Origin of the sequence: Halobacillus sp. Nhm2S1, assembly GCF_019599545.1 — a bacterium.
Lineage (GTDB): Bacteria > Bacillota > Bacilli > Bacillales > Halobacillaceae > Halobacillus.
In genome coordinates this window covers 850907-865497 of the sequence record NZ_JAIEZV010000002.1, presented here as the reverse complement: position 1 = coordinate 865497, position 14591 = coordinate 850907, and the positions used below count along the sequence as shown (strand labels likewise).

General features: G+C 44.9%; 16 protein-coding genes and 1 riboswitch. Of the genes, 10 read left to right on the top strand and 6 right to left on the bottom strand.

The window, feature by feature from the left end:
- Positions 1–67: 67 nt before the first annotated feature.
- Genes K2225_RS10570 through K2225_RS10550 form a run of 5 tightly spaced genes read right to left on the bottom strand, consistent with a single transcriptional unit; the run spans position 68 to position 2950 of the window.
- Positions 68–1198 carry an MBL fold metallo-hydrolase gene (locus K2225_RS10570; protein ID WP_220584700.1) on the bottom strand — a complete coding sequence of 377 codons (1131 nt, stop codon included), beginning with the start codon at positions 1196–1198 and terminating at the stop codon, positions 68–70.
- Positions 1199–1242: 44 nt separating this feature from the next.
- On the bottom strand, positions 1243–1806 hold the full coding sequence (locus K2225_RS10565; protein ID WP_220584699.1) for a sulfurtransferase TusA family protein: 564 nt from the start codon (positions 1804–1806) through the stop codon (positions 1243–1245).
- A gap of 33 nt (positions 1807–1839) precedes the next feature.
- Complete coding sequence (locus tag K2225_RS10560) at positions 1840–2136, bottom strand: rhodanese-like domain-containing protein (protein ID WP_206946494.1); 297 nt, start codon at positions 2134–2136, stop codon at positions 1840–1842.
- Positions 2137–2152: 16 nt separating this feature from the next.
- Entirely contained in the window at positions 2153–2632 is a 480-nt protein-coding gene (locus K2225_RS10555) for a DsrE/DsrF/DrsH-like family protein (protein ID WP_146814832.1), read from the bottom strand.
- 60 nt (positions 2633–2692) lie between these two features.
- Positions 2693–2950 carry a metal-sensitive transcriptional regulator gene (locus K2225_RS10550; RefSeq protein ID WP_220584698.1) on the bottom strand — a complete coding sequence of 86 codons (258 nt, stop codon included), beginning with the start codon at positions 2948–2950 and terminating at the stop codon, positions 2693–2695.
- A gap of 149 nt (positions 2951–3099) precedes the next feature.
- Here K2225_RS10550 and K2225_RS10545 point away from each other — a divergent pair, with 149 nt between their 5' ends.
- Positions 3100–3813: a DUF421 domain-containing protein gene (locus tag K2225_RS10545; RefSeq protein ID WP_255574397.1), complete on the top strand. Its 714-nt coding sequence runs from the start codon at positions 3100–3102 to the stop codon at positions 3811–3813.
- Positions 3814–3898: 85 nt separating this feature from the next.
- Here the strand turns inward: K2225_RS10545 and K2225_RS10540 are convergent, their stop codons facing one another.
- Positions 3899–4282: a DUF302 domain-containing protein gene (locus K2225_RS10540; RefSeq protein WP_220584697.1), complete on the bottom strand. Its 384-nt coding sequence runs from the start codon at positions 4280–4282 to the stop codon at positions 3899–3901.
- A gap of 349 nt (positions 4283–4631) precedes the next feature.
- A riboswitch (SAM riboswitch) is annotated at positions 4632–4751 on the top strand.
- Between the two features lie 83 nt (positions 4752–4834).
- Between K2225_RS10540 and K2225_RS10535 the strand changes: the two genes are divergently transcribed.
- The 9 genes from K2225_RS10535 to K2225_RS10495 all read left to right on the top strand — a co-directional run bounded on the left by K2225_RS10535 (position 4835) and on the right by K2225_RS10495 (position 14529).
- Positions 4835–5863, top strand: coding sequence for a methionine ABC transporter ATP-binding protein (locus K2225_RS10535; RefSeq protein ID WP_220584696.1), 1029 nt, complete (start codon positions 4835–4837; stop codon positions 5861–5863).
- Positions 5853–6515, top strand: a complete 663-nt coding sequence (locus K2225_RS10530) for a methionine ABC transporter permease (RefSeq protein ID WP_220584695.1) — start codon at positions 5853–5855, stop codon at positions 6513–6515. Before K2225_RS10535 ends, K2225_RS10530 begins: the two co-directional genes overlap by 11 nt.
- A 12-nt stretch (positions 6516–6527) precedes the next feature.
- Positions 6528–7364: a MetQ/NlpA family ABC transporter substrate-binding protein gene (locus K2225_RS10525; protein ID WP_220584694.1), complete on the top strand. Its 837-nt coding sequence runs from the start codon at positions 6528–6530 to the stop codon at positions 7362–7364.
- Between the two features lie 12 nt (positions 7365–7376).
- On the top strand, positions 7377–8564 hold the full coding sequence (locus K2225_RS10520; protein ID WP_220584693.1) for a M20 family metallopeptidase: 1188 nt from the start codon (positions 7377–7379) through the stop codon (positions 8562–8564).
- 93 nt (positions 8565–8657) lie between these two features.
- On the top strand, positions 8658–9398 hold the full coding sequence (locus tag K2225_RS10515) for a Cof-type HAD-IIB family hydrolase (protein WP_220584692.1): 741 nt from the start codon (positions 8658–8660) through the stop codon (positions 9396–9398).
- Positions 9399–9724: 326 nt separating this feature from the next.
- Positions 9725–10873, top strand: coding sequence for an acyl-CoA dehydrogenase family protein (locus K2225_RS10510; protein ID WP_220584691.1), 1149 nt, complete (start codon positions 9725–9727; stop codon positions 10871–10873).
- 12 nt (positions 10874–10885) lie between these two features.
- Complete coding sequence (locus K2225_RS10505; protein ID WP_220584690.1) at positions 10886–12028, top strand: thiolase family protein; 1143 nt, start codon at positions 10886–10888, stop codon at positions 12026–12028.
- 2 nt (positions 12029–12030) lie between these two features.
- Complete coding sequence (locus K2225_RS10500) at positions 12031–12798, top strand: 3-hydroxyacyl-CoA dehydrogenase (RefSeq protein ID WP_220584689.1); 768 nt, start codon at positions 12031–12033, stop codon at positions 12796–12798.
- 174 nt (positions 12799–12972) lie between these two features.
- Positions 12973–14529 (top strand): fatty acid--CoA ligase, encoded by a 1557-nt coding sequence (locus K2225_RS10495; RefSeq protein ID WP_220584688.1) that lies wholly within the window; start codon positions 12973–12975, stop codon positions 14527–14529.
- Positions 14530–14591: the final 62 nt, after the last annotated feature.

Below are 14591 nucleotides of genomic sequence, written 5' to 3'. Positions count from 1 at the left end.
TTAATTACCTCCAAATAGTTGAATAATTGATTAAGGGTGAGCCCGGATAACCAGGCTCAACAGTTTTTTATCTTACGGCACAACGGTTCGGGCCGATTTCCATTTCACGTTGTTCTTCATTGTCCGGGCTGATTTTACCCATGTTTGTTTCACGGATTTCTTGATAAGCATTCGGTTGAGGCGGCAGATTCTCTGTCACCATTTTTCTGAACTCCTCTTGATCATCGATGTTCAAGCCGTGGTTCTTTTCAAAAAGGGTACCTAGTTTTTCAGCGACGGTACCGTCTTCGTTCAACTCATCCATAATCATGAAGTGAGCAGGTAGGACGATCAGATCGTCAGAAAGCTCTTTATACCGTGTATAAAGGGTTTCTCTCAAATCCATCACCCAGTCATCGGCCTTACCGGCAAGGTCTGGACGTCCGATAGAGTCGATGAACAGGATGTCGCCTGTCATCAAGTATTGATCATCCACAACGAAAGAAGTAGAGCCCTTCGTGTGGCCAGGAGAATACAATGCATGAATATCGATGTTTGTATTTCCTACCGTGACATGGTCTCCATCACGAAGTGGTTGGTAATCGAATGTCACTTCACCAGCATCTTCGGGAGGCAGCCAGTATGTGGCACCTGTTTGTTCAGCAATTTTTCGTCCACCCGAAATGTGGTCGGCGTGCAAGTGCGTATCAAAGACGTTCGTGATTTTCACACCAAGTTCTTTAGCGAAATCAACATACACATCTGTCATTCTTGTAGAGTCGATGATCGCTGCTTCTCCGTTAGATACAACCATGTAGGAAAGGCAGCCTTTACCGATACGTACGAACTGATAAAGCTCGCCACCATCTTTCAGGTCATTGACTTTGACAGGCTCCAGATGCTCACTCCAGGCTTTCATTCCACCTTCTACGGAGTAAACATTTTCGAATCCTTCTTCAACAAGCATTTCAGCAACCATTTGAGAAGATCCGCCTTTAGCACAAACGACTGCAATCTCTTTATCTCTTGGCAGCTGACCTACAATCTCTTCGACACCATCAAGGAGATCGAAATAAGGAACGTTCAAGTAAGAAAAGTTTTCGCCTTCGATTTTCCAGTCTTGGTACGCATCTTCTGTTCGAACATCAAAAAGAAATAGCTCTTCATTATTCAACACTTTATTAGTAATTTCTTTTACCGTCATGTTTTTAACAGTCATCTTATTACCTCCCGGGGTATTAATTTTAATAAAAAAATATAGAATTAAAGCTTTGTCGTTTCTCCATTCCATTCACTCATGCCTGGAACAACATTGTAAACATTCTCGAAACCTTTTTCTGTCAGTTTCTGTGCAGCAAGGTCACTTCGGCTTCCTGTACGGCAGACGATATAAACGTTCTTCGTATGATCCAGTTCATCTGTACGTTCCTCAAGTTCACCAAGTGGAATAGATGTTGCTTCCGGGATGTGCTCAAAGGCATACTCAGCAGCTTCACGTACATCTAAGACAAGGACGTCATCGTTTTTCCGAAGTGCATCTAAATCTTCATTGTTTACAACATTCGGGTGTTTTTTCTCTTGTTCTTCTTCGCCACTGGATTTGCGGACATAGTGCTTGAGTACGTCTCCCTCTTCAATCGTACCCAAGTACTGATGGCCTGCACTTTTCGCCCATGCTTCAAGGTCTGCTTTAGACCCTTTATCTGTCGCTTGGATTTCAAGGACTTGACCAGCTTCGATGTCCTTCATTGTTTTTTTTGTCTTCACAATCGGCATAGGACATGCTAATCCTTTGGCATCTAACGTAAGATCTGTTTTCAGTTCCATTCTTACATTCCTCCTCTACCCTTATAGGGGGATTTATTTCGTTGGACCTTCCCAGCTCATCATGCCGCCTTCCATGTTCGTCACATCGAATCCTTTATCTTCAAGAATTTGTGATGCACGGCCACTGCGGCCACCGGAACGACAAACCATGATATAAGATTTATCCTTATCCAATTCATCTGCCCGCTCTTCGACAGTCCCTAGAGCGATGTGTTTCGCACCAGGAATCATTCCTTCAGCGACTTCCTCGTCTTCACGGACATCGATAATGTTTAGTTCTTTACCTTCAGATAGTTTTTGTTCTACTTCTTTAGCAGTCATTGTTTTCAAAAATGATCCCTCCTAATTAGATAAACAGGTTAACATTGCCGTCTTCTGCATCTGCAAGGTAAGCAGCAACGCCTGCGTATTGAATGTCATCAAGCAATTCTTCTTTTTGCAATCCTAGTAGGTCCATCGTCATTGTACATGCGACCAAATTGATTTCCTGCTCTTGAGCCATATCAATAAGATCCGGCAATGGCATCGCATTGTGTTTTTTCATGACGTCTTTGATCATCTTAGGACCAAATCCTGCGAAGTTCATTTTTGATATGCCCATCTTATCTGCTCCACGCGGCATCATTTTGCCGAACATTTTCTCCATGAAGCCTTTCTTCACTTGGATGTTCTCATCCTTGCGAAGGGCATTCAGTCCCCAAAATGTGTGGAAAATCGTTACTTCGTGATCGTAAGCGGCTGCTCCGTTCGCAATGATATAAGCAGCCATTGCTTTATCATAATCCCCGCTGAATAAAATAATATTCGTCTTTTTTGTTTCAGACATTTTTCATCCTCCTAATATTTATAGATATACGTGTATGGGTATATTTTGTTGTAAAAAAATTTATCTGCTTTTGACAAGCAATTGAACAGCTTCGTTTATGGAAGCTTCTTTGTTTTCTTGATCTTCAGCATCCTGGATGCACTCCACAAGGTTGGAGCTTACCACGAGCCCGATCGCACGGTCAATCGCACTTCTGGAAGCGGAAAGCTGTGTAATGACATCTTTGCAGTCTTTATTATCTTCCATCATTTTCAAAACGCCTCGCAACTGACCTTCTAGACGTTTCACTCTGTTCTTCATTGCGTCGTTGTAATCCATCGAATTGACCTCCCTTGTGAAGTTTTTCTGTCGCTGTTGAACAGTACATGACTAATAATATACCCCATAAGGTATAATGTCAACACCCCTGTGCGTATTTTCGGATAAGAGCTTATTCCTGGTGTAAAACTAAGTGTGAGGTGAAGAATATGGATTTATGGATGGACACACTTAAGGTGATCGTAAGGATCATGACGATATTGCCATTACTCCTCGGGGTAGGGTTATTTATGGGAAAGAGGTCAATTGGAGAATTGCCTGTATTCGATTTTCTAGTGGTGCTTGTTTTAGGGTCTGTTGTCGGCGCAGATATTGCTGATCCGAAAATCGACCATATTCATACCGTTACGGCTATCATTTTCATTGCACTTTTACAGAAATTAATCGTATGGTTGAAGTTACGGAATAGAAAGGTTGGTAAGTTCCTTACGTTTGAGCCGACCATTGTTATATATGAAGGAGAAATGATTGAAGAGAACCTGTCACGTATTCAATATTCCCTTGATAATATCACGCACATGCTTCGAGAAAAGGATGTATATGAGCTTGATGGGGTCGAACTAGGGATCATCGAACCGAATGGTCAACTCTCAGTCAAATTAAAAAACGCTAAAGAAGCTGTAACCCGGGAAGATATGGGATTCCCATATAGGGGTGGGGGTTATGATATCCCCCTCATATTGGATGGTCAATTACAAAAAGATCTTTTAATGCGTTCAGGCCGGGACATGGAATGGCTGAATACCAAGTTGGGTACCAATGATGTGGCTGATGTTTTTTATGGTGCACTTACCAGCCAAGGTGAATTCCACTTTTCATTAAAAGGAAAAAAGGTAGATTCTTTACCTCCTATTGAACATTGATGTTTTTTATTCCCGTCACTGAAGTCATGTAATCTTTATAAGTAAATGTAAAGAGCTGCTAAAAGTTAGCAGCTCTTTTTTTAGGTTAAACGCTCTGTTCCATGCATTGCTTCAGCCGTTCTTCGACATCTCTGGCCATCTCTTGGATATTATCATCCTCAACCATCTGAGTAAGAGCTGTCGGCTTAGGCATGCCGATTTTCGTCTTACTTCCATCTTGATAAACAACCATTTTACAAGGGAGGAAATAACCAGCCATTACGTTTTCATTCAGAATACGCTGGGCCTCTTTAGGATTACAGACTTCCAGGACTTTAAATTCTTTTTCAAATTCCAGTCCTTTTTCATGAAGCTTATCCTTGATGTCAAAGTTCCATAATACCCCAAACTTTGCTTCCTTCAAATTTGCCTCAAGACTTTCAATCGCTTCATCCATACCTTTGTCCGTTTCTACCGTATAGTGAAACATGAAATACCTCCTTGAAAATAAGTTCTCCTTATCCATACCCATTAAGGTATAAAAATAATCATCTTAAACGAAAGCTTCCGTTTGTGTATGACTCAGCTTCGATCCTTTTGTTGAAGGACTGGGGGCCGTGGGGGGATGGATCGCTTTCCACGGGAGCGTGGTGAGCCTCCTCAGACTGCTCCCTAGGGATTCACCATGCCTACGGAGTCTTCAAGAATCCTGCCATACTGTTGAAACTGTACTGTAGTCAAACAAGAAAAACTTTTCTAAAAGTTTAGTGAATTAAATTGACAAAGAATTTGTACTGTATTATGATTGGCAACATCAATAAAAAAGCAAATAACTTTTCTTCTTATCTAGAGAGGTGGAGGGACTGGCCCTACGAAACCTCGGCAGCGGGACTGATTCGTCGAAACGATCAGAAACTGTGCCAACTCCAGCATGTGTGTATGCACGTGAAAGATGAGAAGAGACGGCATCTCATATATTTTGAGAGAGCCCCTCTTCTTATTTTTTAGAAGAGGGGCTCTTTTTGCGTCTAGGAGGGACAGAATGATTCAATTTGAACAAGTATCAAAGGTTTACCAGCACAATGGCAGTGACTTGCGAGCCGTCGACCAGGTGGACTTGACTGTACATAAGGGAGAAATATTTGGTGTGATCGGCTTCAGTGGAGCTGGTAAGAGTACACTGATCCGACTGGTCAATTTACTCGAACGCCCGACGGAAGGAAGGGTCCTGGTCAATGGTGAGGATCTGACTCAGCTTTCCAAACCAGATTTGAGACAAGTGAGAAAACGGATCGGGATGATTTTTCAACACTTCAACTTGCTTGAGTCTAAGACGGTCCACCATAACGTGGCTTTCCCGCTCTCTTTATCCGGGACACCGAAAAAAGAAATCGATCAGAGAGTAGCAGAAATCCTCGAATTTGTTGGTTTGTCTGATAAAGCAAAGCAGTATCCAGAAGAGTTATCCGGTGGACAAAAGCAAAGGGTGGGCATCGCTAGAGCATTAGCTACATCTCCAGAAATTTTGTTATGTGATGAAGCAACGTCAGCATTGGATCCTGAAACGACAAAATCAATTTTGAAACTTTTGAGGAAGGTTCGAGATGAATACGGCATTACGATATTGATGATTACTCACGAAATGAATGTGGTCCGTGAAGTATGTGACCGGATTGCTGTGATGGAAAGTGGAAGGGTTATTGAAAAAGGATCCATCTTTGACTTGTTTTCCAATCCTCAACACCCGACAACCCAAAATTTTGTGCGGACCGTGATGGAGAATGATATCCCTGCTTCCATCCTGGATGGAATTGAAAAAAGAGGTTCTGCAAGGAATATTTATCGTGTGACTTTTGTTGATGAGAGTGCAGGAGAACCTGTTTTATCTCAAGTGGCGAAAAAATTTGATGTGGAAGTCAATGTGTTGTTCGGACAGATTACAGAGCTTCAAGGCGTTCCATTCGGCCACCTCGTTGTAGAACTCCAAGGGCCGGACCAAGAAATTCTAAGAGTGATCAATCATATTCAACAAAGAGTATCTGTCCAGGAGGTGACTTCTCATGCAGGTTAATTTAATGGATTTTTGGCCGAGAATTTGGGAGGCGACGTATCAAACCCTTTTGATGGTAGGGATTTCATTGGCGGCGGCCACTTTGATCGGTTTACCTTTAGGAATCATTCTGGTCGTAACAAGACAGGGAGGGTTGTTAGAAAATAAAACGCTCTTCCGTGCCTTCAGCTCAGTCGTTAACTTTTTCCGTTCCATTCCGTTCATCATCTTACTGGTGGCTATCCTGCCGTTTACGAGACTGATCGTCGGTTCATCTATAGGTACAGCAGCGGCGGTTGTTCCTCTGGTAATCTTTTCAGCACCTTATATTGCCAGGTTAGTAGAAAGTAGTTTACTTGAAGTGAAACCAGGAGTTATTGAGGCGGCTGAAGCGATGGGGGCAACGCCGTGGCAGATCATCCGTCGGGTGTACATACCAGAAGCGTTAAGCTCCATCGTTCTTAATTTGACGATTGCGACCATTGGTTTAGTCGGTGCATCCGCAATGGCTGGATTCGTCGGCGGGGGAGGACTTGGTGATCTCGCTATTTCTTACGGGTACCAACGTTTCGAAACAGACATTATGATTGCGACTGTATTATTGCTTGTACTCATTGTTCAGATCACCCAAACCATTGGTAATTTCACATCTAAAAAGATTCGGAGACAATAGGAGGATTTTTACATGAAAAAATGGATGATTACACTAAGTATTTTATTGACCGTAGGGTTAGTCCTTAGCGGCTGCTCAAATGAAAGCGGAGCGGCTTCTGAAGAAACCAAGAAAGTTAAAGTCGGATTGAATGGTTCCGGTGTCCCCATTTGGGAGAAGATCAAAGAAAAAGCCGAAAAAGAGAATATTGAGATTGAGCTTGTTGAATTTGCGGATTATGTAAGGCCGAATATGGCCCTTGCGGATGGAGACATCGATCTGAACGCTTTCCAAACCGTTTCTTATTTTGATTCTTTCATTAAGGAACACAACCTGGACCTCGCACCTATTGGGACGACCTTAATTGCCCCAATGGGGATCTACTCTGATAAGTACGAAGATGTCAGTGAAATCCCTGAAGGAAGCTCCATCGCACTACCAAAAGAAGCGACTAACATGGGCCGTGCATTGCTGCTCCTTGAAGAATCTGGGTTAATTGGATTGCCTGATGATTTTGATGGCAATGGAGATTTGAGCAAAATTGAGGAAAATCCTAAAAATCTAGAATTCGAGCCGATTGTGGCAGCACAGACACCTCGTGTCCTTCCGGATGTAGCTGCATCAATTATCAACAATGGAGTCGCTGTTGAAGCAGGCTTTGTTCCTGTCGAAGATGCAATTGCGATTGAAGATGAGACGGCGCAGCCTTATATCAACATCATTGCGGCTCGTGCAGACGAAACGGACAATGAAACCTATCAAAAGATTGTGGAGATCTATCAGCAGGAAGATGTAGCCCAACATATTGAAGAGGTTTATAACCAGTCCCTAATTCCGACATTTGTTCCGTTAGAAGACATTGGTTGGTAAAGGAGCGTTCGTATGAGCATTGAGCTGGACCAGTCCTTAGAGGATATTCTTTTGGAAAATTTGAAGAAACAGCAGCAGAAGTATATAGAAACGAGTCACCTTATCCACGCAAACCCAGAAGTAGGGAATGAGGAATATTACGCGTCCCAGCAACTTATTTCCCTTTTAGAAACGGCAGGATTTGATGTGGATAGGGAAATCCCTGAACATTCGACGGCTTTTAAAGCACGAAAATCCTCTGGAAAACCTGGAGCGAAAATTGGATACCTTGCCGAGTATGATGCTCTTCCAGTGATCGGCCATGCTTGCGGACATAACATCATTGGTACGGCCTCTGTAGCTGCAGCCATTGCCCTAAGCGAGGTCCTCCCTCAAACAGGAGGAGAAGTCATCGTACTCGGCACACCAGCGGAAGAAGGGGGACCAAACGGTAGTGCGAAAGGTACGTTTGTCAGACACGGTCTTGTGCAGGAGTTGGATGCATGCATGATGGTCCATCCTTTAGGTCGAACGACAGGTTCTGCTCCAACACTTGCTGTCGATCCTGTGGATTTCGAATTCTTTGGAAAAACTGCTCATGCGGCCAGTAATCCCGAGGATGGAATAAACGCCCTCGATGCTGTCATTCAGCTTTATAACGGATTGAACGCGCTAAGACAACATGTGACGGACGATGTCCGCATCCATGGCGTGATTTTAGATGGAGGCGATGCACCGAATATTGTTCCTGACTACGCGAGGGCGAGGTTTTACTTACGAGCTGCTACAAGAGAGACCTGTGATGAGGTTACGAAAAAAGCGGAGAATATAGCGAAGGGTGCAGCAGAAATGACAGGAGCTGCTTATAAGATGACCCGCATCCAGAATGGGGTCGACAACTTCAAAGTGACTCCGCTTTTCGACCAAGTCTTCCAACAAAAAATTACAGCACTGGGACACCATTTTTATGAGGATAGGAAGGGTCTCGGATCAACGGATGCGGGCAACATCAGTCAAGTCATCCCGACCATCCACCCTTATATTAAAATTGGTCCGGAGAGTCTGGTCGCCCACACGGATGAATTCCGGGAAGCGGCCAAATCCGAACAAGGGGATGATGCTCTCATCAAAGGAGCGACCGCCCTTGCCCAAACCGGGCTGGAGTTATTGACAGATGCACACTTATTAAAAAATATCCGAGAAGAATATGAAAGACTTTAACCATAAGCCAGGCCTACAAAGGTCTGGCTTATGAATTGTGTATGGAAGTTGCTTATATTAAAATGGTTACATTAGAGAGAGGACGTGAATCACATGACAAAAGACATCAAATTGATTGCGCTAGACTTAGATGGTACCACCGTCAATCATGAAGGAGAAGTATCCGAGGCCAATAAAGCAGCTATAAAAAAAGCCAAGGAAAAAGGCATCCACGTTGTATTAAGTACAGGAAGATCTTTATCGCGATGCCGAAATATTAGTGAAGCTCTCGGCCGCTCTTCCTATATTGTGACGATCAATGGCGGAGAGATTTATGATCATGAATATAATCTCGTCGAACAAAATCGGCTGGAACATAAACATGTGGAGCGTCTATGGGAATTGAAAAAAGAGCATGGTCTCTATTTTTGGTCCTCAACCGTGCAAGGATTGTACAACAGCCAAAACCCATTCGACCAAGAGATTGTAGACTACGATTGGTTGAAATTCGGTTTCGATATACAAGATGACGAAGTAAGACAAGTTATTCTCGAAGAAGTCAATGCGAATGAAGACCTTGAAGTTACTAACTCCAGTCCTACAAACATTGAAATCAATCCTGCAGGTGTAAATAAAGCAGCAGCACTTATGAAAGTTTGCCAGTGGCTGGATTTAGAAATGGATCAAGTGATGGCCGTTGGTGACAGCATGAATGATATTGCGATGATTCGTGAAGCAGGCTTCGGCGTGGCGATGGGCAATGCCCAGGAGCCGGTGAAGAAAGAAGCAGACTTTGTAACGGCGTCTAACAAAGAAGACGGCGTCGCTTTTGCCATTGAAAAAGTAATAGACTAACCCCAAAAAAACCAGCCTTACGGAGGCTGGTTTTTTGTATTGACTCGCTTTCCCGTAAACACGGATAGGACCATTAAAGGCCCTGATGAAAGTGTGAAAGATTACCGCTAAAAGCCCGTAAGTCGCTCGTGAAACATAAGCCCACCGATAGGAGTTTTGTTAACTTACTCTCCACTTTTCTAGCTGGAAAGATTGAAGCCAAAGGGGGAGGGTGTCGAAATCCTTCTAAATACATAAAAATGTAAGCGTTTTCTGTTGGAGGCAGGAATGATAGGAATGAAAAGAGAATTACATCCCATAGCGAAGAATGCTCAGGGAGGAAGATTATGAAGGCATCATACATAACAGAAGAACATGAAATACTCCGTCAATCACTACGAAAGTTCTTGGAAAAAGAAGCTTATCCCAATTATGACGCATGGGAAAAGGCAGGGGAAGTTCCCCGTGAGTTTTGGAGAAAGCTTGGTGAACAGGGTTACCTTTGCCCTTGGGTGGACGAGAAATATGGAGGTTTTGGAGCAGACTTCGGCTATTCAGTTGTCATCAATGAGGAAATGGAAAAAGTGGGGACAGGCTTAATTGGAGTCGGTTTGCACAATGACATTGTCGTTCCGTATTTGAATGCTTATGGAACAGAAGAACAGAAACAGAAATGGCTTCCGAAATGTACAACAGGAGAATGCATTACAGCGATCGCAATGACAGAACCGGGAGCAGGCTCGGACCTAGCATCTATAAGGACGACTGCAATAGAAGGTGACCAGGGATTTATTATGAATGGGGAGAAAACGTTCATTACAAATGGAATTCACGCGGATTTGGTAGTGGTGGTATGTAAAACGGATCCCCATGCATCTCCAGCGTATAAGGGAATCAGTCTGATGGTCGTTGAGAGAGACACTTCTGGTTTTTCCCGGGGGAGGAAGCTCGACAAGATCGGTCTAAACAGCCAGGATACATCAGAGCTGATCTTTGAAGAGGCAGCCGTCTCCAAGGATAACCTTCTGGGTAAAAAAGGCGAAGGATTCTATTATTTAATGAACCAGCTTCAACAGGAGCGCTTGATTGTAGGCATCGGTGCCATTGCGGCATGTGAACGGATGCTTGAGTTGACGGTTGCTTATGTAAAAGAGCGTAAAGCTTTTGGGAAGTCGATTGCTTCTTTTCAAAATACTCAGTTCAAACTAGCTGAACTACAAACGGAAGTTGAGATTGGAAGGACATTTCTGGACCGTACGATTGAAGCTCATATGGGCGGGGAGGATGTTGTCAAAGAGGTGTCGATGTCCAAGTGGTGGACAACCGACCTTGTGAAAAAAGTAGCGATGGAATGTATGCACCTTCACGGTGGTTATGGATATATGGAAGAGTACGAAATTGCAAGAAGGTTCCGTGATGCTCCAGTTACGGCTATTTATGCGGGATCCAATGAAATTATGAAAACAATTATTGCCAAAAAGATGGGCTTAGTATAGGAGGAAAAAGATATGAATGAAGTTGTCATCGTAGAAGCGGTAAGAACCCCTGTAGGTAAGAGGAATGGGGGGCTCAGCGATATCAGGCCGGATATTCTCTTCGCAGATGTACTCAAGGAACTGGTTGAACGAGCTTCCCTCGACCCTATAGAGGTAGAAGATGTTATCGCAGGGTGTGTGAGTCAGGTGGGAGAACAAGCCGGGGATATCGCCAGGATTGCTGCCCTGACAGCTGGTTTCCCGCTGGAAGTCCCTGGTGTGACACTGGATCGGCAGTGCGGGTCGAGCCAACAAGCGATCCATTTCGCTTCTCAAGCGATTGCCTGTGGGGACATGGAGGTCGTCATTGCTGGTGGTGTGGAAAGTATGTCACGAGTTCCGATGTTCTCAAACATGCAGGGGACATCTTTCAACGAACGATTGACGTCAAAATACGAAATGATTAATCAAGGCCATTCAGCAGAAAGGATTGCAGACCAGTGGCAATTGAGTAAAGAAGAGCTGGATGCTTATGCAGCGGAAAGTCATCGAAGAGCGCTAATGGCGATCGATGAAGGCCGGTTTGAAAAAGAAATCATGCCTGTGACCGCAGGTGATTCCAATGTAATAAAAACAGATGAAGGTCCAAGAGCAGGCACGTCTGTTGAAACCCTTGCCACTCTGAAAACCGTTTTTCAGGAAAACGGCAAAATCACCGCAGGAAATGCGAGTCAAATTAGTGATGGAGCTGCAGCTGTGCTTTTAATGTCACGGAAGAAAGCAGAAGAACTGGGGTTGAAGCCTCGCTTTCGTATTGTCTCGAGAGCTGTCGTCGGTTCCGACCCCACACTGATGCTGACAGGTCCGGTGCCTGCCACGTATAAAGCTCTACAAAAAGCTGGACTGAGTCTTGAAGATATCGATTTGTTTGAAGTGAATGAAGCCTTTGCCCCTGTACCTATGTTTTGGATGAAAGAGACAGGTGTGCCACATGAAAAGCTAAATGTGAATGGTGGAGCCATTGCGCTTGGACACCCGTTGGGCGCCACCGGAGCAAAGCTTATGACCACCCTCGTTCATGAATTAGAAAGAACAGAAGGAAAGTACGGGCTGCTTGCCATCTGTGAAGGACACGGGATGGCGAATGGCACGGTCATTGAAAGGCTGGAGGGATAACGATGGATGTTAAAGATGTGGTAGCAATTGTGACAGGCGGTGCATCAGGCCTCGGAGAAGCGACGGTAAGGAAAATTGCAAGAAATGGTGGAAAAGTGGTGATTGCAGACCAAAACGCAGACAAAGGAGAGGCACTTGCAGAAGAATTGGGCTCTTCTGTGCTGTTTGCCAAAGTGGATGTTACCTCCGCTGATGAAATTGAGCGCATGCTCCAAACGGCTGTCGAAACGTTTGGTCAGGTAAACACCGTTATCAACTGCGCTGGCATCGTAACAGGGGAAAAAGTGGTTGGAAGAAATGGCCCGCACCGCCTGGAGTCTTTTTCTAAAATCATTGAAGTGAACCTGATTGGTACGTTCAATGTCATCCGTCTGGCTGCTGAAAAAATGCAGGAAAATGAACCAAATGATTTTGGAGAGCGAGGCGTCATCATCAACACAGCTTCGATTGCGGCTTATGAAGGGCAGATCGGGCAAGCGGCATACAGTGCTTCCAAAGGAGGCGTAGCCGCGATGACGATGCCGATCTCGAGGGAGCTCGCCCGCCATGGTATCCGGGTGATGGCTATTGCACCAGGGCTGTTTGAAACGCCGATGTTTGAACAGCTCCCTGAAGAAGCACGGGATGCCCTGGGTAAAGCTACACCATTTCCGTCACGGTTAGGAAAGCCTTATGAGTATGCGAAGTTAGCTTTAAGCATTTTAGATAATCCAATGCTTAACGGGGAGGTGATCCGCCTAGACGGAGCGATACGATTACAACCCAAGTGAATGTACCCGTGCTGGTATGAGCCCTTTACTTAGAAGGTAAGGAAAGTACGCCTTATTTTACAAAGAAAAACCTGTCTGAAGTACTCCAGTATTTGATTGTTCAGTAAGCTCTCGGTGGATCGAGCACGTTGGCTAATGGGGATTTTAATAAAAAACCAAAGGAGTCGATGAGAAATGGGACCAACACTTAGGAGTATGTTTGAGCAAACGGTAGCGAAGTATGCGGATAAAGAAGGATTGGTGGACCTGCGGCTTGGAACACGCTGGACATACGGAGAGTGGGACCAGGAAGTGAATCGCACAGCGAATGCGCTGAAGGCTTCAGGGGTGGAAAAAGGGGATAAAGTATCAACGGTGCTTTTTAACACGGCTGAATATGCAACGGTGCTGTTCGCCTGCATGAAGATTGGAGCGGTATTCAATCCGGTGAACTTCCGTCTCATGGAAAAAGAAATCGAGTTCATTTTGAAAGATGCCGATCCGAAGGTGGTCGTGTTTGAAAAAGCGACGGCAGCTCAAATTGCTCCGGTAGCGAAAGAGATGACAAGTATTGAGTTTTGGTCCATCGACGAAGAAAACCTGCCTTATGCCATGAACTATTATGAACGAACGGATGGAGTAACGACCGAACGACCTGTGTGTGAACTGGACGAGAACGATCCTTATGCCATCATGTACACATCAGGAACAACCGGACTTCCGAAAGGAGTCATCCATACGCATCGAGATATGGTCGATCAAGCGCTCATCATGACCGCATGTTTGAGACTGACGGAAAATGACCGTGGACTGACTGTCGCCCCGATTTTCCATTGTGCAGAGCTTCATTGTGCGTTCTTCCCGAGAGTGATGATTGGAGCGACGAATGTTCTGCTGCACCATTTCGATGCCCCGGAAGTCATTGGCACAGTCAGGGAGGAGCAGATTACGTCCTTCTTCGCAGCTCCGACGATGTGGAACATGATGCTGCAAGAGGAATTCGCCAAAGAGGATTTCCAGACATTGAGACAAGGTCTTTACGGAGGAGCACCAATGGCCCCTGCTTTGACGATGAAGCTGCATGATGCCTTAGGTGTTCAGCTCTTACAGGCCTATGGTATGACGGAAATGGGACCTGCAATCACCGCACTGACCGAGGAAGAACAAGTCACGAAAGCAGGGTCGGCAGGAAGGGCGTTGCTAAACCATGAAGTCCGAGTGGTGAGGACGAATGAGCACGGACCCGCAGAGCCTGAAGAGATTTGTAAACCGCACGAACTCGGGGAAATTATCGTACGAGGGCCGAGCATGATGAAGGGGTATTACAACAGGCCGGAAGCGACAGAAGAAGCTATGTACAAAGGTTGGTACCATACGGGTGACATCGGGTCCTTTGACGAAGATGGATACCTCTGGGTTAGTGATCGTGTGAAGGACATGATCATTTCAGGCGGTGAAAACATCTATTCAAGAGAAGTCGAAGATGCCTTGTACGAGCACCCTGCAGTCATGGACGCAGCCGTCGTGGGAGAGCCGGATGATCTGTGGGGAGAAAGGGTGGTCGCCTATATCGTCAAAAAGGAAAGCGGCGTTACTGAACAAGAACTGGATGAGTTTTGTACTTCAGGAAATCGACTGGCCCGGTACAAACGGCCGAGACGTTATGAATTTGTAGATGAACTTCCACGAAACGCGAGCGGGAAACTGCAAAAGTTCAAACTGCGGGAACGAAGTAAAACCTTATCAGAATAAGAACAGATAAAAAGGCTGCCGGTGACGACCGGCAGCCTTTTTATGAACATTTTTTCAGAGAA

Coding starts and splice junctions, on each gene's coding strand:
- K2225_RS10570 (WP_220584700.1), bottom strand. CDS start 1,198: ATGACTGTTAAAAACATGACGGTAAAAGAAATTACTAATAAAGTGTTG.
- K2225_RS10565 (WP_220584699.1), bottom strand. CDS start 1,806: ATGGAACTGAAAACAGATCTTACGTTAGATGCCAAAGGATTAGCATGT.
- K2225_RS10555 (WP_146814832.1), bottom strand. CDS start 2,632: ATGTCTGAAACAAAAAAGACGAATATTATTTTATTCAGCGGGGATTAT.
- K2225_RS10550 (WP_220584698.1), bottom strand. CDS start 2,950: ATGGATTACAACGACGCAATGAAGAACAGAGTGAAACGTCTAGAAGGT.
- K2225_RS10545 (WP_255574397.1), top strand. CDS start 3,100: ATGGATTTATGGATGGACACACTTAAGGTGATCGTAAGGATCATGACG.
- K2225_RS10540 (WP_220584697.1), bottom strand. CDS start 4,282: ATGTTTCACTATACGGTAGAAACGGACAAAGGTATGGATGAAGCGATT.
- K2225_RS10535 (WP_220584696.1), top strand. CDS start 4,835: ATGATTCAATTTGAACAAGTATCAAAGGTTTACCAGCACAATGGCAGT.
- K2225_RS10530 (WP_220584695.1), top strand. CDS start 5,853: ATGCAGGTTAATTTAATGGATTTTTGGCCGAGAATTTGGGAGGCGACG.
- K2225_RS10525 (WP_220584694.1), top strand. CDS start 6,528: ATGAAAAAATGGATGATTACACTAAGTATTTTATTGACCGTAGGGTTA.
- K2225_RS10520 (WP_220584693.1), top strand. CDS start 7,377: ATGAGCATTGAGCTGGACCAGTCCTTAGAGGATATTCTTTTGGAAAAT.
- K2225_RS10515 (WP_220584692.1), top strand. CDS start 8,658: ATGACAAAAGACATCAAATTGATTGCGCTAGACTTAGATGGTACCACC.
- K2225_RS10510 (WP_220584691.1), top strand. CDS start 9,725: ATGAAGGCATCATACATAACAGAAGAACATGAAATACTCCGTCAATCA.
- K2225_RS10505 (WP_220584690.1), top strand. CDS start 10,886: ATGAATGAAGTTGTCATCGTAGAAGCGGTAAGAACCCCTGTAGGTAAG.
- K2225_RS10500 (WP_220584689.1), top strand. CDS start 12,031: ATGGATGTTAAAGATGTGGTAGCAATTGTGACAGGCGGTGCATCAGGC.
- K2225_RS10495 (WP_220584688.1), top strand. CDS start 12,973: ATGGGACCAACACTTAGGAGTATGTTTGAGCAAACGGTAGCGAAGTAT.